We start from the raw sequence: 1365 nt of genomic DNA on the forward strand, positions 1-1365 counted from the left end.
GGTCGTGTCCCTTGGCGTGGTGTAGCTCGCGAAGGGCCACCACGGTTGCCGGCTTGGGCCGGGCAGATCAGACTGCGAGGGTTGGCAGGCTGACGAGGGGATCATCGCCGATCGGGGCGATGCTTTCCAGGGTGATGTATCGGGCGCGCTGGACGGCCCACTCGTCGTTCTGTTCCAGGAGGATGGCGCCGACCAGGCGCGTGATGGCGGCCTCGTTGGGGAAGATGCCGACGACCTCGGTCCGGCGCTTGATCTCGCTGTTCACGCGCTCCAGCGGATTGGTCGAGTGCAGTTTGACCCGGTGCTGGGCGGGAAAGCCCATGTAGGCCAAAACGTCCGGCTCGGCCTCGTCCATCAGGGCGGCGAGCTTTGGCACCTTAGGTCGAAGCTGATCGGCGACCCTGCGCCACTGCGCCTTGGCAGCATCCGCGTCATCCTGGGCGAAGGCTGTGGCGATGAAGGCCGAGACGACGCGCCGTCCCGAGCGCCCGGCATGGGCGAGCACATTCCTCATGAAGTGAACGCGGCAGCGCTGCCAGGTGGCGTGCATGACCTTGGCGACGGACGCTTTGATGCCCTCGTGCGCGTCCGAGATCACCAGCTTGACGCCGCGCAGCCCCCGCCGGGCGAGCTTTCTCAGGAAGGCGGTCCAGACCGTCTCGGCCTCGGACGGGCCGACGTCCATGCCCAGCACCTCGCGGCGACCGTCGGTGTTGACGCCCACCGCCACGATCACGGCGACCGAGACGATGCGCCCGGCCTCGCGCACCTTCACGTAAGTCGCATCGATCCAGAGATAGGGCCACTCGCCTTCGATCGGCCGGTCGAGGAAGGCGTCGACGCGTTCGTCGAGCTCCTCGCACAGACGGCTGACCTGGCTCTTCGAGATGCCGGTGCCGCCCATGGCCTGGACCAGATCATCGACGGAGCGCGTCGAGATGCCCTGGATGTAAGCTTCTTGGATGACAGCGGTCAGGGCCTTCTCTGCCATGCGGCGCGGCTCCAGGAAGGCTGGGAAGTACGAGCCCTTTCGAAGCTTGGGGATGCGCAGCTCCACCGTGCCGGCCCGCGTCTGCCAGTCCCGGTCGCGGTAGCCGTTGCGCTGGACCAGACGCTCCGAGCTCTTCTCGCCGTGGGCCGCGCCGGTCAGGCCGCCCACCTCCAGTTCCATCAGCCGCTCGGCGGCAAAGCCGATCATCTCGCGCAGCAGATCGGCGTCGGCGCTCTTTTCCATCAGCCCCCGCAGGGCCATCATCGGGTCGGTCATCGGTGGTCTCTCGGTTCGGGGTTGGCTGTCGCAACCCGATCCTAACCGGCAACCGCCGATGACCGCCTCTCAGCTACACCACCACCTGGGACACGACC

General features: G+C 67.3%; 1 protein-coding gene. It reads right to left on the bottom strand.

Annotated features, from left to right (window positions below):
* Positions 1-67 precede the first annotated feature (67 nt).
* Entirely contained in the window at positions 68-1267 is a 1200-nt protein-coding gene (locus FZN60_RS28510; RefSeq protein WP_158877790.1) for an IS256 family transposase, read from the bottom strand.
* Positions 1268-1365: the final 98 nt, after the last annotated feature.

This window comes from Antarcticirhabdus aurantiaca, assembly GCF_009765365.1.
Taxonomy (GTDB): Bacteria; Pseudomonadota; Alphaproteobacteria; order Rhizobiales; family Rhizobiaceae; genus Antarcticirhabdus; species Antarcticirhabdus aurantiaca.

What these genes read in the sequence shown, in the direction of transcription:
- FZN60_RS28510 (WP_158877790.1), bottom strand. Translation starts at nt 1,267, where the DNA reads ATGACCGACCCGATGATGGCCCTGCGGGGGCTGATGGAAAAGAGCGCC.